General features: G+C 36.6%; 14 protein-coding genes. 2 read left to right on the forward strand and 12 right to left on the reverse strand.

The window, feature by feature from the left end:
• Positions 1-9 precede the first annotated feature (9 nt).
• Positions 10-876: an MBL fold metallo-hydrolase gene (locus ACMA47_RS20030; protein WP_413931197.1), complete on the forward strand. Its 867-nt coding sequence runs from the start codon at positions 10-12 to the stop codon at positions 874-876.
• Positions 877-885: 9 nt separating this feature from the next.
• Positions 886-1,515, forward strand: a complete 630-nt coding sequence (gene coaE, locus ACMA47_RS20035) for a dephospho-CoA kinase (RefSeq protein WP_413931198.1) — start codon at positions 886-888, stop codon at positions 1,513-1,515.
• Positions 1,516-1,639: 124 nt separating this feature from the next.
• Here the strand turns inward: coaE and ACMA47_RS20040 are convergent, their stop codons facing one another.
• From ACMA47_RS20040 to ACMA47_RS20095, 12 genes are all read right to left on the reverse strand, one after another.
• On the reverse strand, positions 1,640-4,075 hold the full coding sequence (locus ACMA47_RS20040) for a fibronectin type III domain-containing protein (RefSeq protein WP_413931199.1): 2,436 nt from the start codon (positions 4,073-4,075) through the stop codon (positions 1,640-1,642).
• Between the two features lie 455 nt (positions 4,076-4,530).
• The gene (locus ACMA47_RS20045; RefSeq protein ID WP_413931200.1) at positions 4,531-8,961 is read right to left on the reverse strand and encodes a GEVED domain-containing protein; all 4,431 of its coding nucleotides are present in this window, start codon (positions 8,959-8,961) and stop codon (positions 4,531-4,533) included.
• Between the two features lie 167 nt (positions 8,962-9,128).
• On the reverse strand, positions 9,129-12,161 hold the full coding sequence (locus ACMA47_RS20050; protein ID WP_413931201.1) for a reprolysin-like metallopeptidase: 3,033 nt from the start codon (positions 12,159-12,161) through the stop codon (positions 9,129-9,131).
• A gap of 277 nt (positions 12,162-12,438) precedes the next feature.
• Positions 12,439-13,104, reverse strand: a complete 666-nt coding sequence (locus ACMA47_RS20055) for a DUF6048 family protein (protein WP_413931202.1) — start codon at positions 13,102-13,104, stop codon at positions 12,439-12,441.
• Entirely contained in the window at positions 13,070-13,546 is a 477-nt protein-coding gene (locus ACMA47_RS20060; protein ID WP_413931203.1) for a DUF6452 family protein, read from the reverse strand. The genes ACMA47_RS20055 and ACMA47_RS20060 overlap by 35 nt, the downstream gene beginning before the upstream one ends.
• A 30-nt stretch (positions 13,547-13,576) precedes the next feature.
• A complete protein-coding gene (gene rlmD / locus ACMA47_RS20065; protein WP_413931204.1) occupies positions 13,577-14,989 on the reverse strand; it encodes a 23S rRNA (uracil(1939)-C(5))-methyltransferase RlmD in 1,413 nt (470 codons plus the stop codon).
• A 108-nt stretch (positions 14,990-15,097) separates the two neighbouring features.
• Positions 15,098-16,636, reverse strand: a complete 1,539-nt coding sequence (locus tag ACMA47_RS20070) for a TlpA family protein disulfide reductase (protein WP_413931205.1) — start codon at positions 16,634-16,636, stop codon at positions 15,098-15,100.
• A gap of 308 nt (positions 16,637-16,944) precedes the next feature.
• Positions 16,945-17,712 (reverse strand): succinate dehydrogenase/fumarate reductase iron-sulfur subunit, encoded by a 768-nt coding sequence (locus tag ACMA47_RS20075; RefSeq protein ID WP_034693080.1) that lies wholly within the window; start codon positions 17,710-17,712, stop codon positions 16,945-16,947.
• Between the two features lie 24 nt (positions 17,713-17,736).
• Complete coding sequence (locus ACMA47_RS20080; protein ID WP_034693078.1) at positions 17,737-19,749, reverse strand: fumarate reductase/succinate dehydrogenase flavoprotein subunit; 2,013 nt, start codon at positions 19,747-19,749, stop codon at positions 17,737-17,739.
• Positions 19,750-19,764: 15 nt separating this feature from the next.
• Entirely contained in the window at positions 19,765-20,427 is a 663-nt protein-coding gene (locus ACMA47_RS20085; protein ID WP_034693075.1) for a succinate dehydrogenase cytochrome b subunit, read from the reverse strand.
• A 145-nt stretch (positions 20,428-20,572) separates the two neighbouring features.
• A complete protein-coding gene (locus ACMA47_RS20090) occupies positions 20,573-22,345 on the reverse strand; it encodes a ComEC/Rec2 family competence protein (RefSeq protein WP_413931206.1) in 1,773 nt (590 codons plus the stop codon).
• A 141-nt stretch (positions 22,346-22,486) separates the two neighbouring features.
• On the reverse strand, positions 22,487-23,578 hold the full coding sequence (locus ACMA47_RS20095; RefSeq protein ID WP_413931207.1) for a glycoside hydrolase family 99 protein: 1,092 nt from the start codon (positions 23,576-23,578) through the stop codon (positions 22,487-22,489).
• Between the last annotated feature and the right edge of the window lie 28 nt (positions 23,579-23,606).

The raw sequence follows: 23,606 nt of genomic DNA on the forward strand, positions 1-23,606 counted from the left end.
AATATACATATGAAGTTATATCCAATACAATGTGGAAAATTTAAACTGGACGGCGGTGCTATGTTCGGAGTCGTCCCGAAGAGTCTGTGGGAAAAAACAAACCCAGCAGACGAAAAAAACCTGATCGAGCTGGGGACACGTTCTCTGCTTATTGAAGATGGAAAAAAACTGATCCTTGTAGACTGTGGTCTAGGTAACAAACAGGATGATAAATTCTTCGGCCACTACTCTCTTTGGGGAGATGATACTCTTGATAAAAATCTTAAAAAATATGGCTTTATAAAGGAGGATATTACGGATGTATTCCTTACTCACCTTCACTTCGATCACTGTGGTGGAGCTATAGAATGGAATGACGATAAAACCGGATACAGACCGGCCTTTAAAAATGCCAACTTCTGGACGAATGAAAATCACTGGCAATGGGCAACAGAGCCCAATGCAAGAGAAAAAGCAAGCTTCCTGAAGGAAAACATTATGCCAATGCAGGAAAGCGGGCAACTTAACTATTTGCCACTTCCTACTACCGGAAACTACGGTTTCGCTCCTGATCTTAAAATGGACGTTATCTTCGTAGATGGACATACAGAAAAACAAATGCTTCCGGTAATTCAGTATCAGGAAAAAACTGTTGTTTTTGCGGCAGACCTTATTCCTACAGCAGGACATATCAACCCGGTGTATGTGATGGGATATGATACCAGACCTCTTTTAACAATGGAAGAGAAAGCAAAGTTCCTGAAGCAGTGTGTAGACAACGAATATTTACTGTTCTTTGAACATGATGCCCATAACGAGCTTGCAAGTCTTAAAATGACAGATAAAGGGGTAAGACTTGATGAAACGTTTAGCTTTAATGATGTTTTTGGATATTAATTTTTAATCATGGAAGAATTACATTCAGAAACACAGCAGACAGAGCCGGAACCAGCACCCAAGATCATTGGTTTAACAGGAGGAATAGGTTCTGGAAAAACCACAGTAGCACGTTTTATAGAGGAATTCGGTTTTCCGGTTTATTATTCCGATGACAGAGCTAAAGCCATTGTCAATGAAAGTGAAGACCTGAAAATAAAAATCAAGGAACTTCTTGGCGAAGAATCTTATGATGAAAATGGGTTATATGACAGAAAATTTGTGGCTGATCAGGTTTTTAATAACAGAGATCTTCTTCAGCAATTGAATGAGATCATCCACCCCGCCGTAAGAATAGATTTTGAAAACTGGGTTAAGAAACAAAGCAAATATTTAGTTTTTAAAGAAACAGCTTTATTGTTTGAATTGAAACTTAACAGACAATGTTACAAATCTCTTTTAGTAACTGCTGAGGATAATATCAGAATTAAAAGAGTAATGGACAGGGATAACAAAACCTATCGCGAGGTAGAAGCTGTCATGGAAAAACAGATGCCTGAAAGGGACAAAATTAAAATGGCAGATTGCATTATCTATAACAATACCAATCTGGAAGAACTAAAAGAACAAACTGAAAAAGTAGTTTTCAGTATTGAATAAATAAGAACTCGTTAGAAGCTTTTCTAACGAGTTTTTTTCTGCAAAAAAATTATTCCAATGAGATTCTAATAAAAAAAATAAGCCTCCATTTCTGGAGGCTTATTCTATTTGAAATTTAAATGACTTATTCTTTGATAAATTTCTTTTGGGTAGTATTACCGTTATCTTCAATATATATTACATATACACTGTTGATCAATTTACTCATATCAATTTTATTATTTAGTATAACTCCGCCTGATATGAATTGGCCGGAAATGTTGTATAACTTATAATTAGCCTTTCTACTAATATTTTTTACATATAGCAAAGTGCTTACCGGATTCGGATAAATCAGAATTTCATTCTGATCAAGTAGATTAAGAACTTGTTTCTTTTGAATTACCACTTTATAATCCTCTATTTCACCGTTTTTGAAATCTGTACAGTTTACAGGAATACCGTCTCTAGACATAGCTACTCTCATCGCTACATATTTATAATCTGTCATACTTACAAAAGCATCTGCAGGTACATTGAATTTACCTGAAACTGGGCTGTTTGAATTGGGTGAAGAAGTAAATACTTTTTCGTTGATATCAAACTCTCCGTTTCTGTTGAAGTCAATCCAAACTGCAATTCCTTCGTTGTAAGTAGTTCCTGTCCATTTCTTCTCGATGATAATTTCATTGTCAGTTGATCCCTGGATCATCTCGATGAATGTCTTAGGAACTCCGGTATAATCTATATAAGTAGATGCTCCGGATTCATTCTCCATTGTTTTCTTACCTGTAGGCTTCACAGTAACTTTAGAGATATGCTCTCCTGCAGAGTTTTCAGCCTTCATCTTACAGTAGATTACTGTAGGAGTTGTAAAATAGTAAGGAGGAGTATAATTTCCTGGCGTACCATTACAGATATTCACTACCTGCATTTCATATTTCGTTAATTCTGTAAGACCTGTTAATACAAGGTTATTAACTAATGACGGTACTTCTGTCCAACTTGGAATACCTACTTTTCTATATCTAAGAACATACGTTGCTCCCGGGAACGGATCCCACTGGATTGCCGCTGAAGTAGGAAGCAATTGAGTAATTGTTAATCCCGGAGGTGGATTTTCACATATCCTTTCTGTGGTAAATACTTTAGGATTTGAATATGGATTTAGAACTGTACTTCCAATACATTGATTCGCAATTTGTACTTCGTATGTTTTATTGATACCTAAACCTGTAAGATTAAACGTATTGGCAGGAGGTACTGGCAGCGGTACCGGATTCCATACTGCCGTTCCTACTTCTCTCCATCTCATTACATAAGTAGACAATGATGAAACCGGCAACCATTCAATCAAAGCAGATGTTGATGTAATATTACTTACTATTACATTTGGAGGAGCGGGATCACATCTGGTTACAAACTCATTATGAGAATAAGCTCCTGCTGTTCCATTACACATTGCTGCAATTTCAACTTCATAGGGTGTACCGGGCAATAAATTAGCCATGTTAAAAGTATTCATTACCTGTGGAGGTAAAGCAGCAGCCTGATTATTCGTTATCCAGTTTAAAGTTCCAACAGGTCTGTATCTTATCTGATAGCTTCCTACACCATTATTACGAGGCCATCGAACAGAAGCAGAATTATGAGTTATCCCAGCCACAGTAACTATTGGAACAGTAGCATTACATGCTAATGTTGTAAAACTTCCTCCCGAAACCCATAGGCTTTGATTAGTACCACATACAGAACGTATCCACCAGTAATAAGTAGTACTTGGCAACAACTGAGATAAGTTTGCCGAAATAGTATTGGAAGAACCGGTAGATGCTATATTTTGATTAGGGGGAGTATTTGTTGTTGTCAGATAATATTCATATCCATTAGCAGGAGGTAAAGCCGGAGCGGTCCAATTAAGTTGGGCTGTAGTAGACGTTATTAAAGTTACAGGGGTAGGTGTAGGGAGAAAACATCTTCCAAGATAAATATTATCCACCGCAGCAGGTGGTTGAGCTCCGCTATTATTATTATTTCTCCATTCAAATACTAAACGAAGGTTTGATCCTGCAAAACTGCTTACATTCAAATTTGCATTAGTGTAGGTCTGCCATGTTGATTGTGTATTAAAGTCAGAGCCTACTTTTATTCTTCCTGCTCCTGCGGTGATACTTGTCCCTGCTGCCGGAGTAAAAGAAGTTGGCACAAGCCATACTGTAAGATAATCTTTATTATTCTCTCCTGCAGCTCTCCAATTGAAAGATAAAACAGTAATAGCTGTTCCTGCAGGAATAACAATATCTCTATAAGTATGAACAATACTGGTAGAACCCACATTATAGGTATTGGTACCTCCATTTGTATTGGAAATATAAATTGCGTCAGAAGGATTTCCTGCTGCATTTCCATGCTCCCATTTATTTGATTGAGCATCATTCACAAAAGTAAAATCCCCATCATCAACACTGAAGTCTTGTTTATAAGGAAAAGGAGCAGGAGCAATCACATTACAGGATGCAAGTACTAAAGCAACAGTAAGAATACTTAATAACTTAAACACAATAGATTGTCTTGTTCCCATCTAAGAAAAATTTACTTTGTTTTGACAAATTATTTTTGCTTTTACAATATTTCGATTGAACCCATCCAGATAAGCTACCTGATCAGAATCAGCAATATCAATTTCCCTTTTTTGAATGTTTAACAGACAGAAATGTGCATCAATTAAAAAGAATAGAACTTCACTCATTTTGGTATAAATTGTTTTGATTAATATTAACATTTGAAAAAATGACAAGTTACTTTAGCGCTCAAAACTATTATTAATTTCGCAAAATAAAAACCAAATAAACTTCATTTTATCACAACAAGTAGCTAATACGTATTAAATAAAATATATTTTACCGCATTTAAGTTTTTAATATTAAAACTAATCCAAAACTTTTTTATCGTTCAAAAAATACTTAACATGAATCTTATAAACAAAAAAATAAGCCCCCATTTCTGGAGGCTTATTCTATTTGAAATTTAAATGACTTATTCTTTGATAAATTTCTTTTGGGTAGTATTACCGTTATCGTCGATATCAATAACATAAACACCGTTAATCAATCTGCTTACGTTGATCTGGTTGTTTAGTAAGATACCGTCAGCAATTACCTGCCCAGCAGCATTGTAGATCTTATATTTAGCTCTCTTGCTAACATTTTTCACAAACAATACTGAGCTTACCGGGTTAGGATAAATCATAACACTTGTCTGATCAATTGGATTAGCAACAGTCGGTTTAGAGATTCTTACCGTGTAATCCTCTACTTCTCCGTTTTTGAAGTCAGCACAGTTCACAGGGATACCGTCTCTAGACATAGCTACTCTCATCACTACATACTTATAATCTGTCATACTTACAAAAGCATCTGCAGGTACATTGAATTTACCTGAAACAGGGCTGTTTGAATTGGGTGAAGAAGTAAATACTCTTTCGTTGATGTCAAACTCTCCGTTTCTGTTGAAGTCAATCCAAACTGCGATTCCTTCGTTATAAGTATTTCCTGTCCATTTCTTCTCGATGATGATCTCATTGTCAGTTGATCCCTGGATCATTTCGATGAATGTTTTAGGAACTCCGGTATAATCTGTATAAGTAGATGCTCCGGATTCATTCTCCATTGTTTTCTTACCTGTAGGCTTCACAGTAACTTTAGAGATATGTTCTCCTGTAGAGTTTTCAGCCTTCATCTTACAGTAAATTACTGTAGGGGTTGTAAAGTAGTAAGGAGGAGTATAGTTTCCTGGCGTACCATTACAGATATTTACTACCTGCATTTCATATTTTGTTAATTCTGTAAGACCAGTCAATACAAGGTTATTAACTAATGAAGGTACTTCTGTCCAACTTGGAATACCTACTTTTCTATATCTAAGAACATACGTTGCTCCTGGGAACGGATCCCACTGGATTGCCGCTGATGTAGGAAGCAATTGAGTAATTGTTAATCCTGGAGGCGGGATCTGGCATATTCTTTCTGTAGTAAATACTTTAGGATTAGAATATGGATTTAATGTAGTCTCACCATTACATTGGTTAGCAATCTGTACTTCATAAGTTGTATATGGCTCTAAAGGAGTTACACTTCCTAATACATAAGTATTTGCAGGAGCTGCCGGTAAACTTATAGTAGCCCATGCAGTAGTACCAACTTTTCTCCATCTCATTGTATACGTAGAACTTGCCGCAAGCGGAGACCATGTAATTAATGCTGTTGTTGGAGTAATGTTACTTACTGTTACATTTGGAGGAGTAGGATCACATCTTGTAGTGAATGTCTTGATTGGAGTTGCTGTTCCAACGATATCTCCACAAATTGCTGCTACCTCTACTTCATAAGTAGTAGCTGGTGTCAATCCGGTGATTACTAACGGAAGGTTACCCAATTGTGCTGAAGCATATACTTGCGTCCAAGCTGTTGTTCCCTGAACTCTGTATCTCACCACATAGCTTACTCCTGCTCCTGTGATTGTTACCGTAGCTGTTGTATGCGTTGTTGTAAATGTTGGTGCATTAGGAGTTGCATTGCTACAAGGTCTGATTCTTACTCTATAATCTTCCACTTCTCCATCTACTGCATTCTGACACATTGTAGGAGCACTTGTACGTTTCAGTACAACTCTCATAGTAGTTGTCAATGGTCCTGTGTAAGCAGTTGAAGGAACAGCAAAAGTAGCTGTAACCGGAGTCGTTGTATTAGCTGGAGAAATTAAAATTCTCTCGGCATCTGTAAACTGTCCGTTTCTATCAAAGTCAATCCAAGCTGTTACAGCATCGTTACCTGTTGCGCCAGTCCAACCTTTTGCAACAGAGATTTTGTTATTTTGAGAATTTACATCTAAAGTAACAAGAGTCTCAGCTGTAGTATAGCTTGTATAGTTTGTCTGTACTGAAGTATTATTCATTGGTGGAACTCCAAGATTCGAAGAGGTAACTGTTACATTCGAAATATGGTCATTCGTTCCGGTACCTGTCATTGGACAGTAAGACAATGGAGGTGTTGTAAATGCTACTGATGATGAGTAAGAGCCTGTAGAACCGTTACAAGTTGTAGAAATCTGAACTTCATAATTGGTTTGCTCTGTAAGACCAGTAATTCCGTAGAAGTTCTGACCAGCAGGAACTGTAGCTGTTTGCCAAGCTCCACTTGGAGCAACTCTCCATCTTATATTATATGTAGCACCCGCAGTAGCAACCCATGATACCGTTGCTGTAGTAGCACCAATATTATTCACGGTAATATTTGTTGGAGCAGCTGTTGAACAAGGCTGAGCATCTACAAATTTTACTGCATAATCTTCTACTTCTCCCTGGCTGTAAGTACCACAAGGATTAGCATTATCAAAATATCTCATTACTACACGCATACGGGTAGGAAGAGTTCCTGTATATACGTTACCACTTGCCACTGTAGGTACTGCGAAAGTAGCCGTTACAGGGGTAGTTGTGTTATAGGTAGTATTAAGAATTCTTTCACTTGTTTCAAATGTTCCGTTTCTGTTAAAATCTACCCATGCTGAAACTCCATAAGATGTAGGAGAACCTGGCCAGTATTTGTTTACAGAAATTTTATTATTTGCTGAACCTCTTTCAAAGATCACTACTCTTGTAGCATCTGTTGTATAATCTTTATAATTGTCAGATCCTGAATTACTCATCATAATAGGAGTATTCGTAGGAGTAACAGTTACATTATTAATATATCCGCTTGTCGCAGTATTACTTGTAGGACCTGCTGTACAATAAGTAAGAGTTGGTGTTGTAAAGGTAACACTTGGTGAGAATGCACCTGTTGTTCCTCCACAAACAGTAGCCACCTGTACTTCATAGGTAGTCTGCTCCAATAATCCGGTAAGTAGTTGGTTACTGATTAATGGTGTATTTACTGCAATCTGCTGCCAAGCACCAGAAGGAGAAACTCTGTATCGTACTATATAAGTAGCTCCTGTAGTAGATGTCCAAGTAACATTCGCTGAAGAAGGAGTTACATTGTTTACCTGAATGTCAGAAGGTGGAGCTGTAGTACACGCTGATAAATCTATTAGTTTAACAGCATAATCTTCAGTTTCACCATAAGAATACGTTCCACAAGCATTAATAGGACTATATTCATTCATTACAACACGCATTCTGGTCGTTAGGTTTCCTGTATACGCACCAGCTGCTGCAGTTGGTATATTGAAAGTGCCTGTAACCGGCGTTGTTGTATTACTTGGAGAAGTCAATACTCTTTCAGTAGCTTCAAAAATACCATTACGGTTAAAGTCAATCCAAACTCCTGTTAAGAAGCTATATTGAGTACCCGGCCATGTTTTTACTACAGAAACAGAAGCTGTGCCGCCTCTTACCAAAGTAACCAGTCTTGTAGGATCTGTACTATAATCTGTATATCCACTTTGACTAGAGTTACTGTTCATTGAAGGAGCGCCTTGCGCATTGACTGTCACCTGGCTTATGTACCCATCAATAAAAGTACTCGTAGCTGCTGAATTACAATAGCTGAGCGCCGGGGTTGTAAAGTTTACACTGGAAGAAAATGCTCCCTGAGTTCCTCCACAGACCGTAGCTACCTGAACTTCATACTGGGTTTGTTCTGTTAGCCCAGGAATTGTAGCACTCCCTGAAAGAGGAGCGGTAACATTAATCTGCTGCCATGCACCTGAAGGTAAACTTCTGTATCTTACTACATAAGTAGAACCTGTAGCCGTATACCAGTTAACAACTGCTGACACCGTGGTTATGTTACTCACAGTAATATTCGTTGGCGGAGCAGTAGTACATGGAGTCAACTGATGACTTACCAACTGTATTCTGGGAATATCAGAATATCTGTCTGATGCAGAAGGTGGTGAAGCCGGATTTGGGTTTGTAGTATCTTCATAATAAAGAATACCTCTGTTAGCCCCAGCATTATAAGTTCCCCAGGCTGTACCCGGAGAAGATGAATAACCTGGCGTTTTTTCATTAACAGCAATCGCAAGATTGTCTGTTCCATTCCAAATAAACGGGCTATTCAGCTGAAGAGTAACCCAGTTTCCATTTGTTATGGCAGGTAAATCTCCTGCAAATACCTGAGTTAAGGAACCTAATGGTATCCAGTTTGTGTTGGACGTAAAGTTATTTTGGGTAGTGTTCCCCATGTAAACAACCCAATCCTTGTAGGAATCCGGAGAATTGGATACGGTGTTTACATAAAACTTTATGGCTGTGATATAGGTCGACGTACCAATGGCAGCCGTAAGTTCCGCAGCTGTATAGATCTGCTGGGAATAACTATACCCATAGTAGGAACGTATGGGGAGATACACAGAGGTACCCGTTCCTGTCCCGATCTGTCCTGCCTGAGCCGAGACTTTGGATACAAAGCCTGTACAAATCAAACAGAGAAACAGAATTAAAGAGGTAAAGAATTTCTTCATAATGTTTTCATTATAATATTAATCACACAAATCTAATCATTTTTTATTATTAATTTATAAGTGCATTTATGTTTTTTTTATAAAAAAATAACAAATTCACCACTTATGCTCTAAATAAAGAAATCCCCGGGAACTCCCGGGGATTTACTAATATTTAAAGGTTATCTTTATTTTTTGATAAATTTAGATTTGAATTGTTCAATTCCTTTATCATCTATTGTAATAATGTAACCACCTTTAACTAAAGCTGAAACATTCACCTTTCCATTATTGATATTTCCTCTATCTACTAATTGTCCGGCAGCACTATAGATTTTATAAGTTGCTTTATCTGAAACTTTAGTAATGTTTAGAACATCAGTTGCAGGGTTTGGATAAATCTGAATACCATTATTTTTAACAGCATTTTCAGAAGTAGCAAGGTTACCTGTAATAACTACGTTATAATCCTCAACCTCACCATCGAAAAGTTCTCCACAAACATAATCTGAAGGTAATGATAAACCAATGTTACCACCGCCAGTTCCAGCACCTACATAGAATGCTACAACTCTCATTCTTAATGGCTGTCCTTCTACTGCATTCGCTGGAATTGTAACGTTTCCGCTTACTACAGTTGATGGCTGCGTTAATGTTACAGGATAATTCAATACTCTTTCTGAATCACTGAAAACACCATCCTTGTTAAAGTCTATAAATGCAGCTACCGTATCATAATCTGCACTACCGGAGTTCCCTACGGTAACAGAAATAGGATAAGTAGTTCCTTTTACCAGGTTAACTTGAAGTGCTGTATTTGTTGTATAGTTTGTATATGTACTATTTACAGAAGTGTTATTTACATTCGCAAGTGTCACATTGGCAATATACTCATAGTCTGAACTTGTTGAAGCAGCTGCACAATATGCAAGTGCAGGTGTACTGAAGTTTACAGATGCAGAATATGTTCCTACTGTAGTACCACAAACTAAAGCTACCTGAACTTCATACGTTGTACCATCAATTAAATTACTTAAGTTTATTGAAGGAACTGCTGTATCAGCTTCAGTCCATACAGTTGTACCTACTTTTCTGTAACGTACTTTATAAGTTGCCCCTGTATAAGACATCCAAGATACACTTCCTGAAGACACTGTAATATTGCTTACAACAACGTTAGTTGGTGCAGCACTGCTACAAGCAGATAGAGGTGCAATACTTACAGGTCCTACTGCATAGAAAACATTTCCTATTGAAGAAACTCTTACTTTAATAGTCTGACCGTTCAATGAAGAAGGGAAAGTGAAGTTTTCAGATCCGTCATTAGGTGTTGATGCTGATAATACCGTCCAGGTTGTTCCGTTATCTGTAGTATAATCAATTTTTACATTAGCAACATTATAAGGAGCTGCATTGGTATTGGCAACAATCCATTGAACTGGAGTTGGCGTATTCACATCAGCATATTGGTTCGCTAATCTGAAAGGACCATTATCTCCTACAACAATAGTCTGAACTTTAAAAGCAGATTGTTGTTGAGCTATATTGGAATTATTATCTCTTACCGTTAATGCAAAGTTTGTAGTTCTTGCCGTAGTAGATACTGCTTCCCAAGTATTGTTTGCATTATTTAATACGCCGTTCATTACAGACGTAAATTTCGGGAAATATCTTGTTGGGCTTGCGTTTGGAGCAGCAGATCTGAATGAAGCTCCTGACATTGTATTTCCTAAGTTATATTTATCAATAGAAACTAAGGCATCATCTACCTCTTCCCAAGAATAAGTCATTGGATCATTTTCAGGATCTGTAGCACTACCCGTCAAAGCAAAAGCAGTACCTTTTGGTATAGTATATGTTGGCAGATCAGCAATTACCGGTGGGTTATTGGTAATTGTAGTTTCTACATCACAAGTTTTTGCAATTAAGTTAGCTTGTACCTGACCGATACTTGCTTTATGGAAATAAGGATCAGAGTTTTGCTGAACATCTGTATCAGGACCTGTAATACCAGCATATCCCATAATAGTAGTTCCTGAACCAGGTTCCATATTTACTCCACTTCCTTCAAGATTATGAGAGAAAGTATGATTAGCTCCTAACTGGTGACCCATCTCATGGGCTACATAGTCGATATCGAAGCTATCGCCTGATGGAATTCCATTCGCAGGAGAAGTAAATCCTGAACCTTTTCCTTTAGGAACTGAAGTTGTAGGATTAATACATACACATCCGATACATCCTGCGTTTCCTCCACCTCCAGATTTACCGAATAAGTGTCCGATATCATAGTTGGTATTTCCTACATTATTTGTCAAAGCTGTTTGAAGCTGTGCATTCCATGCTCCACCCGCTCCCGTTGCAGCAGCGGCATATGGATCTGTAGCAGGATCAATATAAATTACGTTGGGAAAGTTCTGTAAATTCAAATGCAAAGCAAAATCTTTCTCAAAAACTCCATTTACTCTGGTTAGAGTATTATTGATAGCAACAAGTGCAGGAGCTCTTTTCTGATCATCCGTAGCAGTAGCAGGTACACCAGCAAGTCCCATAAAGTATTGCGTGTACTCACCTGTAACGGACATTGCCAGTCTCATTGTTCTGTATTTCTTATCAGAACTTTTGTTAAAAGTTGTTGGCTGATTAGTGAACGACTGTCCATTTTTTAATAAAGCATCTATTTCCTTCTTAGCAGCAGGAGATTCTTCTGTAGAACACAAGAAACCGTTCTTTTCCTTTTTTGTTTTAGGATGAACAGCATACACCGTCTTGTCTGTTGAAGCAGGGTCAATAAATTCATATTTATCTCCATGGATGATCATTGACTGAAAATCATTAGGAGCGATACTGAATCTTAAATATTTGGTAGGGTCATCGACACTTGTTCCAACATAAGATCCTAATTCATACTTGTCTGCCAGTTCTTTTACAACTACTGGAAAACTATATACATTAAACCTTTCAATCTTCCCGCTCATCGTAGGAAGAGAAATTACTACAGGAGTGGAATTTGCTCCCATTTCCTGTGCATTCTTCAGCTGAGATCTCAGTAAGTTCAGGTCCAGTTTATAGTACCCGTTACTTCTTACATTAGATTGATCTACTCTAAATCCTGTACTTCTTTTGTTGTCGTCTCCTTTTTTAAGAGAAGTTGGTGTCCATTGGCCGAACACTGCCCCTCCTATACAAGTAAACATTAAAGCAGTAAATACTCTTTTCATAAATTAAAACACAATTATAATTTCCGCCAAATATAGCTATTTTATAACTCACACAAATAAAATAACTTAATATTTTTTAATATTATACATCTAAAAAACACATTCGTTAAAAAAAATACAAATCAAATAATACAATCAATTTTATTTTCTATATATTATATAAGTCAAGGATTTTCATTTTTATAAATTATAAGTAGTATTCATTAAAAAAAAACACAACCTTTAGAATATTCTAAAGGTTGTGTTTTTTTATTTTAAACGGTAAGAGTTGTTGTTTCTAGAACTTATAAGCAATATTCCATGCAAATCCCATATTAAACTTTGAAGAGCTTTTTCCAAACCCGGGAACAATCATTGGAGTGATGTCATCCTGTTTAGAAGTATATACCATATATCTTGGCTGAAGATTTACATCTATATAAAAATTGGAACTGAATAACTGTACTCTACCTCCAATAGTTCCTTCCAACCAAAAAGAAGACTGTGAGGATGAAGGAAATGTTTCAGAAGAATTACTTCCCCCAAATCCACGAACGGGAATCGCCATATATTCCTGATTATAGAAAGATCCTGCCACTTTTCCACCGGCATAAAATCCGTTGAATTCATTTTCAGCATCTTTTGCCAGCATATAGAAAGCCCCTAACTTAACGAAAGGTCCGTTTGCCTTAGCATCATAACCATTTTTCTGATATACGTTTTTCTCAAAACCTGCTTCTGCAATAGCGTGAACATTTCCTCTGATCTTTGAGGAAATAAATCCCTGATACAGTTTTCTATCTGAAAAAAATCCGGCTCCTGTATTCAATACATCAAGGCCAACCATAAAATTAGGTTCATATTTTTCCTGAACCTTCTTCTCTGCTTCCTTTTTTTTGTCTTGCGCCCAGCTTATTATTCCAAATAAACTAAAAAGAAAGGTAAAGATTAGTCTTGTCTTCATTCTCTATTTGATTTTGTCCGGCCTCCACTTTCTGAACGGGATCCGGAGTTACTAATTCTGAAGTTAAATTCTCGTAATACTTTTTGATTCCGCATCCCGGAGATACATAGGTTGACTTCGTTGTATAATTAATTCTTACTTTAGATTCTGCCCCTTTTTTCGTAAGTTTAAAATAAACGTCTGTATAAGGTGAACTGTCTACCCGTAGAGGAATTAACCTGGAATCAGTCTTTACAGCTACCCCCAGATCTACCTTTCCTGCACCATAGTCTACTGCGACATACAATGAATCCAGAGTCGTCTCTTTTCCACTATCAATATCTCTGAAGGTCACCTTCATTCTGGGAGTTCCTTCTCCGCTTTCACAAATATCATCGTCGCCTCCACAGGAAAAAAGCATTCCTAAAAAGCAGATTGCTATGAGAAATTTAAAATACTTCATATTAAGATTTGAAATTCAAATTTAAATAATTTATTTTTTAATCAACAACGCAATGTTCTCAACATGGTGTGTTTGTGGGAACATATCTACCGGTAAGATCTTTACTAAAGTATAATGTTCTTTCATTAAAGCAAGATCTCTCGCCTGTGTAGCAGAATTACAGCTTACATAAACTACTTTTTCCGGTGAAAGCTTAAGAATCTGTTCTACAACCTTCTGATGCATTCCATCTCTTGGTGGATCTGTGATTAATACATCTGCTTTAGGGTGGTTAGCCATGAATTCATCATTAAAAATGTCTTTCATATCTCCACAATAGAACGTTGTATTTGTTAAGCCGTTCAATGCAGCATGTTCTATTGCCGCATCTATTGCTTCCTGTACAGATTCTATTCCGATTACCTGTTTTGCATTTCTCGCTACATACTGAGCAATTGTTCCTGTTCCTGTATAAAGGTCATACACTACTTCATCACCCTTTAAATCTGCAAACTCCAATGTTTTTCTGTATAGTTCCAACGCCTGTTTGTAGTTGGTCTGGAAGAATGATTTTGGTCCAATTTTAAACTTCAGCCCATCCATTTCCTCCATAAGATACCCTTCTCCGAAATATACATTGATATTTAAATCATAGATAGAGTCATTCTGCTTAGGATTGATGGCATATACCAACGTTTTAATCTGCGGGAATTTTTCTAATAAGAACTCAAAAAGCTTTTCTCTGTTTTCTTTTTCTTCTCTGTAAAGTTGGAAAAGAACCATCCATTCTCCATGAGAGTTCTGTCTCATCATTAAGGTTCTTAAGAATCCTTCCTGATTTCTCACATCAAAGAAATCCAGGCCAGTATTAACGCCATATTCTTTTACAGCCAATCTAATAGCATTGGAAGGATCTTCCTGAAGGAAACACTCTTTCAAATCAAGAATTTTGCTCCACATTCCGGGAATATGAAAACCTAAAGCATCTTTGCTCCCGAAATTTTCTTCAGAACTGATTTCGTACTGAGTAAGCCATCTTGCATTGGAGAATGAAAACTCCATTTTATTTCTATAAAAATATTGTTCTTCAGATCCTAGAATTGGAACGGTTTCAAACTCATCAATTCCTCCGATTCTTTTAATATTATTATAGACTTCTTCCTGTTTAAAATCAAGCTGTTTTTCATAGCTCATATTCTGCCACTTGCATCCTCCGCAAGTACCAAAATGGATACATTTAGGCTCAACTCTGTACGGTGATTTTTCAAGTACTTCAATCGCTTCGCCTTCATAATATTTCGACTTTGCTTTTTTCACTCTCACATTCACAATATCTCCTGGAATTGCGCCTGTTACCATTACCGTTTTACCTTCCTCTGTTTTTCCTATTGCTACGCCTTTTGCTCCGGCAGTCAACAATTTTATATTTTCAAGAGTTAGATCTCTTTTTTTCTTCCTACTCATTCTAAAATTTTCTATTTTCCTAATTGAAACTTTTACGTTCCAGTTTGCAAAAATACAATAAAAAAAACCTTATCCGAAGATAAGGTTTCTATACTGTGTTAAAGTTTATTATTTTGTTGGAGCCGGCTGTGGATTTGCTGGCTGTGGTGCTTGCTGCATTGCAGATGGATCAAGCTGTAATTGTGGCTGCATTTGCGCTGGATCTACCTTCGGAGCTGAAAGACCAGTTTGTTTATCCAAAATAGTCACTAATTCCTGCTCACCAAGGTTTACGAAAGATCTGCTGGCAATTTTACCATCTTTATCGATAATGACAAAGCAAGGTAACTTGAACCCATATACTCCATATTTCTTAGCGATGTCAGAGTTCAATCCTCCTTCTCCATAAACATTCACTCCCTGAATTCCTTTTAATAAAGAATTGCTTGTCTTAATGAATTGATCTTTTGTATCATCAACGTTTACAAATACAAAATTCATTTTAGATTTATAAAAGTTTACCACTTCTTTTAATACAGGTACTGTAGCTTCGCTGATGTAAGGATTCCATGAAGCATAGAAGAATAACATATAAGGTTTTCCTTTGTTTTCAGAAAGTTGATATGCTTTTCCGTCTTGTTTTGCTAGCGCTGCTTCAGGAGCTGCCTCTCCGATTTTAAGTCCTGTAATAGCTACCTGCATTTTTAAAAGGTCACTTTTAATGGTAGCATCTTTAATATCTGAATCGATGATCTTTTTAATCTTGTCAATATTGGCAGCTGGAGTTGTTGGATGAATATCAGCCTGAGCCATTACAAATGCAAGAAGATAATCTTTTGCAGTTTGAGATAAATCTTTTTTTGTTTTTAAATACTGAGCGAACATCTCAGAAGTTGTAATCCCTGTTTTTCCTTTGCTGTTTGCTTCAGCATATTTCTGGAAATCCGGAGTCATTTTTACAAGAAGATATTGTCTGTAAAGAGGAATAGTTTTTACCATTCCATCTTTGTCTGTTTCCAACTGAGTTTCGTAATCTTTGAAAGCCTTAGAAGCTTTGAAAGAAGGATTTCCAGACATTGGACCGTGAGACATTTCATAGTTCGCAAGCAAGTTAAGAATGGTTACTTTCACATCGTTTTTCTTCCATTCCAATAATCCTTTGCTTGGATTATTTTTCTTGGCAAGGTCATCAACATTTTTATTAATATCTGCTTCAATTTTATGCATACCTTTCAAAAATGCAGCTTCGTCTCCACCCATTAATACAGGTAAATTAACTTTACCTCCATAGTCTGCCAAGAACTTCATGCTTGCCGTAAGGAAGTCATTATTCTTTTTAGCATCTCCGGTAATCACATATTCATTTGGGAAAGTAGCTCCGTTTCCTGAGATATTCACTTTTTGTCCACCTTCAAGATAGATCAGGCTTTGTCTGCCAGCGTAATTGATTACGTACATTCCATCTTTAGGAGCGTCAAAATTTCCTGAAAAGTTTCCGTCTTTATCAAGACCTATATTAATCAAAGGCAGTGTTCCTACTCCTGAAGCTTCTACAAATTCAATTCTTTCTAATGGTGAGCTTCCAGTAATTTTTCCTTTTACTTCTACTTTTTTTGAACAAGACATCACAAAGAATGTGATGATAAACAATAAAAGATATTTTTTCATTTCAATTTTTAATATTACACAAAAATACGCTTTTTAGGGCTTGCTAATTCACACTAATTATTTTTTTTAAAAATTTTATTATTACCACTCAAAAGGGATATTCCAATTATTGGAGGTTGTCTTTTTGAAGGTAAAAAGTATTTGAAAGTTTTTTCAGAAAACGATTCAATTACCTTCCAAATATATACTTAATAAATAAAGAATAACGAAGATCAGTCAATAAGTTAACAAACTTTAACAGGGTTATCTTTTCCATAAAAAAATCGCCTCCAAAAATGAAGGCGATTTTTTATGTATTTGAATCAATTCTATCCTTGATCTGCAAGAGCAGCCATGTACTCTCTATTCATTCTTGCGATGTTTTCAAGAGAAATACCTTTAGGGCATTCTACTTCACATGCTCCGGTGTTTGAACAGTTTCCGAAACCTTCTTCGTCCATAGCTTTCACCATGTTCAGAACTCTTCTCTTAGCTTCTACTCTACCTTGTGGAAGTAATGCATACTGAGAAACTTTTGCTCCAACGAATAACATTGCAGATCCGTTTTTACATGTAGCTACACACGCTCCACATCCGATACAAGCTGCAGCATCCATTGCTTTATCTGCATCTTCTTTAGGAACAGGGATTGCATTAGCATCCAGTGTATTACCGGAAGTGTTCACAGAAATGAACCCTCCTGCTGCCATTACTCTGTCGAATGCGCTTCTATCTACCATCAAATCTTTGATTACAGGGAAAGCAGCACTTCTCCAAGGTTCAATAACGATCGTCTCACCATCTTTGAACATTCTCATGTGAAGCTGACAAGTTGTAATCCCTGTATCAGGTCCGTGAGCTCTACCATTGATGTAAAGAGAACACATACCGCAAATTCCTTCACGACAGTCGTGGTCGAAAGCGATAGGTTCTTTTCCTTCGTTAATTAAGTTTTCGTTCAGGATATCCAACATCTCCAAAAATGAAGAGTCTGTAGATACATCTGATATTTTATAGGTCTCAAACTGACCTTTAGTTTTACTATTTTTTTGTCTCCAAATTTTCAGCGTAAGATGTAAGCCTTTTTTTGCACTCATAATGTTATATTTATAGGTTGGAGATTATTTATAACTTCTAGTTTTAACCTCGATGTTGTCGTATATCAATTCTTCTTTATGCAACACTTCTGTGTTGATATCGTTTCCTTGATATTCCCAAGCTCCGACGTATTTGTAGTTTACGTCATCTCTTTCCGCTTCTCCATCCGGAGTTGAATGGTCTTCACGGAAATGTCCACCACAAGATTCATTTCTGTGTAGTGCATCGATAGCCATTAATTGTCCAAGTTCAAGGAAGTCTGCTACTCTGAATGCTTTTTCAAGCTCAGTGTTCATTCCTTCTCCTTCTCCTGGTACTTTTACGTTTTTCCAGAAATCGTTTCTTACTTCTTCAATTTCTTTGATTGCTTCTCTTAATCCTTCAGGAGTTCTTCCCATTCCAACTTTATTCCACATAATGTTTCCTAATTGTTTGTGGAAGTGGTCTACAGAGTGAGTTCCTTTATTGTTTAAGAAGAAATCAATTTTTTCTTTAATTCCTTTTTCAGCTTCGTCAAACGCTCCTGAGTTCGTAGGAATAGCTCCTGTTCTGATATCCGCAGAAAGGTAATCTGCAATCGTGTAAGGAAGTACGAAATATCCGTCAGCAAGACCCTGCATCAATGCAGAAGCACCCAATCTGTTTGCTCCGTGATCTGAGAAGTTAGCCTCACCGATTACGAAACAACCTGGGATTGTAGACTGAAGGTTATAATCAACCCATACACCACCCATTGTATAGTGAACTGCAGGATAGATCTTCATAGGAGTTTTGTAAGGATCATCAGCAGTAATTTTTTCGTACATTACGAATAAGTTACCGTATTTCTCCTCTACCCAGCTCTTACCTAAATCATAGATCTGCTGATCTGTTGGATTATGAATATGTTTTTCGATAGCGGATTCTTTACCTTTTTTCATGATCTCTGTAGAGAAATCAAGGTAAACACCTTCCTGAGTATCATTATTTTCAATTCCGAATCCAGCATCACATCTTTCCTTAGCAGCTCTGGACGCAACGTCTCTAGGTACAAGGTTACCGAATGCAGGGTATCTTCTTTCCAAATAATAATCTCTATCTTCTTCTTTAATATTTTCAGGTCTTAATTTACCTTCTCTGATCGCTACTGAATCTTCATGTTTTTTAGGAACCCAGATTCTTCCTGAGTTTCTTAATGATTCAGACATCAAAGTCAGTTTAGACTGCTGTGTTCCGTGAACAGGAATACAAGTCGGGTGAATCTGTACGTAGCAAGGGTTTGCGAAGTAAGCTCCTTTTTTGTGAATTTTCCATGCAGCAGAAACGTTTGATCCCATTGCATTAGTAGAAAGGAAATATACGTTTCCGTATCCTCCAGAAGCGATTACTACAGCGTGAGCAGAGTGTCTTTCAATTTCACCTGTTACAAGGTTTCTTGCGATAATCCCTCTTGCTTTTCCGTCAACAATAACAAGATCTAACATCTCATGACGGTTATACATTTTGATTCTTCCTTTACCGATCTGACGGCTCATTGAAGAATAAGCACCTAATAATAACTGCTGTCCTGTTTGTCCTTTTGCGTAGAAAGTTCTTTTTACCTGAACCCCACCAAATGAACGGTTATCCAGCTGACCGCCGTAATCTCTCCCGAAAGGAACCCCCTGGGAAACACACTGGTCAATAATATTTGCAGAAACTTCAGCTAATCTGTAAACGTTGGCCTCTCTTGCTCTATAGTCACCACCTTTAATGGTATCATAGAATAATCTGTAAGTAGAGTCACCGTCTCCCTGGTAATTCTTAGCTGCGTTGATCCCTCCCTGAGCTGCAATAGAGTGCGCTCTTCTTGGAGAATCCTGGTAGCAGAATGCTTTCACATTATATCCTTGCTCAGCCAATGTAGCTGCAGCAGAACCTCCTGCCAAACCTGTACCTACAACAATAATATCAATCTTATCTCTGTTGTTTGGTGCAACAAGGTTCATATGGTCTTTATGATTTTTCCACTTGTCTTTAAGAGGACCCGCTGGAATTCTTGAATCTAATTTACTCATACTAGTATATTGATATTATTGAGTTATAAAATGGAAAACTGCAACGATGATAAATCCTGCAGGGATAAGGATTGAATACCATGTCCCGAAAGCTTTGATCACCGGTGTATATTTTGGATGTCTCGCACCGATAGACTGGAATGAAGACTGGAATCCGTGCGCTAAGTGTAATCCTAGTAGAACAAAAGAGATTACATACAAAGCCACTCTCCAAAGATCAGCAAACTTTTCATGAAGTTCCGGCCAGAAACGTTCTGCATCAGGAGTCAATCCTTCTACATACTTGTAATTAATTTCATGTAGCCAGAAATCATATAAGTGAAGCGCCAAGAAAGCTAAAATAACAGCTCCTGAAATAATCATATTTCTGGACATCCATGAAGAATTCACTGATGCGTTGTTAGCTGCATACTTTACCGGACGCGCTTTATTATTCTTGATCTCAAGCACAAATCCCATTACAAAATGGAAAATTACTGCAAAACCAAGAATAGGCTGCATTAAGAACTGCACAAAAGGATTATAGCCCATAAAGTCAGATGCTGTATTGAATGCATCCTTGTTTAGAACTGATAACAAATTGGTTGTCAAATGCAGTATAAGAAAAATCAGCAAAAACATAGCTGATAATGCCATAGCGTATTTTCTACCTATCGTAGAACTCGTTAAACCTGCCATATAAGTTTAAATTTGAATTTCCACAAAATTAAGAAAGTTTAACAATATCGAAAAGTGAGAAATCTCACAAATAGACAGTTTGTAATCTTTCTAAATAAGATTTTCACCCATTATAAATACAGGAAAATGGCTAAATTCAGAACCATCATTTCAGATCATAAATCTTATTCCTGAAAACCACTTTTTGAATGGAGGGTGACAAGGTTTTTATCTCAAAATGATCTACTCTCCTGGAAGCACAATATGGATTGATTATATACTGTAAAATCTTCGTCTTATTTTTCATATCCGAAATCCAGAAACAGACTCTGGCCCCATTTTTCACTGAAAAAATTTTGTTTCTGTTAAAATGGTAAACCAATATCTCTTCCTTCCGATTTTCAAAAGCCGTGATTCCGCTTCTTATCATTAGAAATAGTAATGCTGCCATCATCAATCTCATCGTATTTTTCATATTGAATTTCAATATAGCTGCTCTTAGTAAATAGACAAACACTGATAATGACATCACTTCTATCCCATTCATTGGAATATTTTCAAAAAACAGTACATCAACCTCAGCAAACCAATGAATCAACCCCAGTAAAAACTGAATAATCCCGTCATATAGACCATTTATAAGTTCAAAATCAATCCCAAAAGAAATAAGAACCGTTATTAAAAAAGAGAAAATAATAATTAATTCAGAAAAAGGAACGATAACAAAATTGGCAATGATTGATATCAATGAAAACTGATGAAAATAGTACAACACCAGAGGAAGTGTTGCCAACTGTGCAGATAAAGATATTGTAATCGTGTTAAACAAGAGTTTTTTAATATAATTATCCTGTTTTGGGAAGTATTTCAACAGAGGCTGATTCAGCCAATAAATCCCCAAAACAGCCGAAAAGCTAAGCTGAAAACCTACATCAAAAAGCTGTTGTGTATCTCCGAATAGAATAAAAAAAGCAGACAAGGCTAGTGAGTGAAGCAGATCCGGCTTTCGCTGAAGCAAAACAAAAATGAAATAAACACTCAGCATGATGCAAGACCGCAATACTGAATTACCAAATCCAATAAAAGCCGCGAACAACCAGATAAAAATCAAACTGAAAATAACAGCATATTTTCTGAATTGTAAAGGAGCAAACCGAATCAGAAAAAAGTAGAACATCCCAAAAACAACCACAATATGAGTTCCGGAAATAGCCAGAAAATGAACCAGCCCTGACTTGTTGAAATCCCTGACAGTGTCTGCATCAATTTTTGTCCGATCTGCCAGAATAATACCTTTCAGAAATTCTTTAGTTTTTTCTGAAATTTCTGTTTTATCTATTTTGTTAAGAACCTCAAACCTATATTGCCTAAGCTGATCTGCCCACGTTAAGTCATTCCGTTCTGCAGATATAATTTCTTTTGAAAGATAAACCTGGTAATCAATATGTTTTCTCTTCAGATATTGAGCATAATCAAATTGAAAATCATATGATGGAACCTGAGGTTTTGTAATGTAAGCCTCAGCTTTGTAGTAGTGAATAAAATCTAACTCTTTTCTATCTTTTGGAACATAAAAAATTGAATTGAAACATGCATTACCTGCCTGTGCAATGCCCTCATATTTTCTATATTTTTCAGAAGAATTTAATTTCTGAGAGATCTTAAATGAAACTATTTCATGTTTCTTGATCAGAAGTTTATCAACTGGTGAAGAAGTATTATAGAAATGAAGAACAATTCCTGCTCCAAACAACAGAAGCATCAGGAAAACTGTTTTGGTTTTATGCAGAAGATAAGAATGAAAACAGATTAAAATCAACAATATTGAGCAGATTACTCCCACTCCATCAACAATGGTCTCTGACAATACCACTTTATCCTGAAAAAGAATTCCAAGAATAAAGCACACTGCCAGAATAAGAAGAGGTTGTTTGTTCAATATCCATTAATTATCCTTTTAAAATAGGCAAAGAATGGAAAATTCATGATCTCTTTAAAAACTAAATAAGCGCTCTGTCTTCATTAAAAATGTTAACAGAACGCTTAATTTTTTTTCCTAAAAATTACGTTTAAAAGTATACTACCTCTTTTTCAAAAATTTATCCGTCAAACGCTTCGTTTCTTTGATATAAAATAAAGGATCTTTTCCGTAATCTTCATATTTGAAATCACCTGCTTTTTTAGGAACAGCAGGCTCTATTTGCGTTCCTTCATGCCATTCATTGAATGATGTAATACCAATGAACTCCGGATTTACTTTACTGGCAGCATCAAACATTTTCTCATAATATTTTCCATGATCTCTGCTTTTGAAATTTGCTTCATTCCACGGACGGATTCTTGTATCGGAATAACCAGGACCTACACATGGAATAAAAATCAGATGATGATCTTTAGCAAAGTTGGCCATAAAATCCCAATTAGCCGTTGTACTTCCGTATACAAATCCTTCGCTGGCAAAATAGGTATAGAAACCATCAAAGCCTGCCGAATCAAAAAATTTAGCATCATCTTTCTCAACCCAAAGCCCAATATAAAGTGCATCTAAATCTGTGTTTCTGACTGTTCCCGCTCCATCTTTGGATAATATTTTCATCCATTCTTCTTTAGGAATTTTATAACTGTCATACACATAAAACAGGGGTTTTCCTTCTTTTTTATAGAATGCATGATGATTGGAATACGTTTTTACCAGGTAAGAAAGCTGCTCTTTTAATTCTGAAGTATTTTTATAAAAGGGCTCAATGTGGAAAGCTATTTTTAAATCAAACCGATCTGCAATATCTAAATATTTGATAAGACTTTTATCCGTAAACGAATCTTTCCCCAACCAGCTTACGACAACGACTCCTACTCCGGAGTCTTTGATCATTTTCATATGCTGCTCGATGGTTTTCGGATCATTGGAACTGTAGTTGCCGAGAGCCGGATAAAAATTAGCTCCGATATCATCACCTCCTTTATGATGCCCCAGATTATTCCATTTTGGATTACTCCAGTGAGGAAGGATCTCATGATTCCAGTGCTGATAATCTCCGTCTGTTGCCGGATTAGCATACCAGCCGTAATAAAATATCTGAACTTTATCTCTTGCACTGCTCTGCTGGGCAAAACTGTTTGAGAAAAATAATGTAAAAGTCAGTAATAAAAGAAAACGGTTACAATAATTCATAGTTAAAAATTAAATAATCAGAAACTCA

The sequence above is a fragment of the Chryseobacterium sp. T20 genome, from assembly GCF_047345655.1.
Classification (GTDB): Bacteria; Bacteroidota; Bacteroidia; order Flavobacteriales; family Weeksellaceae; genus Chryseobacterium.

What these genes read in the sequence shown, in the direction of transcription:
- ACMA47_RS20055 (WP_413931202.1), bottom strand. Translation starts at nt 13,104, where the DNA reads ATGAAGACAAGACTAATCTTTACCTTTCTTTTTAGTTTATTTGGAATA.
- ACMA47_RS20030 (WP_413931197.1), top strand. Translation starts at nt 10, where the DNA reads ATGAAGTTATATCCAATACAATGTGGAAAATTTAAACTGGACGGCGGT.
- ACMA47_RS20050 (WP_413931201.1), bottom strand. Translation starts at nt 12,161, where the DNA reads ATGAAAAGAGTATTTACTGCTTTAATGTTTACTTGTATAGGAGGGGCA.
- ACMA47_RS20095 (WP_413931207.1), bottom strand. Translation starts at nt 23,578, where the DNA reads ATGAATTATTGTAACCGTTTTCTTTTATTACTGACTTTTACATTATTT.
- ACMA47_RS20045 (WP_413931200.1), bottom strand. Translation starts at nt 8,961, where the DNA reads ATGAAGAAATTCTTTACCTCTTTAATTCTGTTTCTCTGTTTGATTTGT.
- rlmD (WP_413931204.1), bottom strand. Translation starts at nt 14,989, where the DNA reads ATGAGTAGGAAGAAAAAAAGAGATCTAACTCTTGAAAATATAAAATTG.
- ACMA47_RS20070 (WP_413931205.1), bottom strand. Translation starts at nt 16,636, where the DNA reads ATGAAAAAATATCTTTTATTGTTTATCATCACATTCTTTGTGATGTCT.
- coaE (WP_413931198.1), top strand. Translation starts at nt 886, where the DNA reads ATGGAAGAATTACATTCAGAAACACAGCAGACAGAGCCGGAACCAGCA.
- ACMA47_RS20080 (WP_034693078.1), bottom strand. Translation starts at nt 19,749, where the DNA reads ATGAGTAAATTAGATTCAAGAATTCCAGCGGGTCCTCTTAAAGACAAG.
- ACMA47_RS20040 (WP_413931199.1), bottom strand. Translation starts at nt 4,075, where the DNA reads ATGGGAACAAGACAATCTATTGTGTTTAAGTTATTAAGTATTCTTACT.
- ACMA47_RS20085 (WP_034693075.1), bottom strand. Translation starts at nt 20,427, where the DNA reads ATGGCAGGTTTAACGAGTTCTACGATAGGTAGAAAATACGCTATGGCA.
- ACMA47_RS20060 (WP_413931203.1), bottom strand. Translation starts at nt 13,546, where the DNA reads ATGAAGTATTTTAAATTTCTCATAGCAATCTGCTTTTTAGGAATGCTT.
- ACMA47_RS20075 (WP_034693080.1), bottom strand. Translation starts at nt 17,712, where the DNA reads ATGAGTGCAAAAAAAGGCTTACATCTTACGCTGAAAATTTGGAGACAA.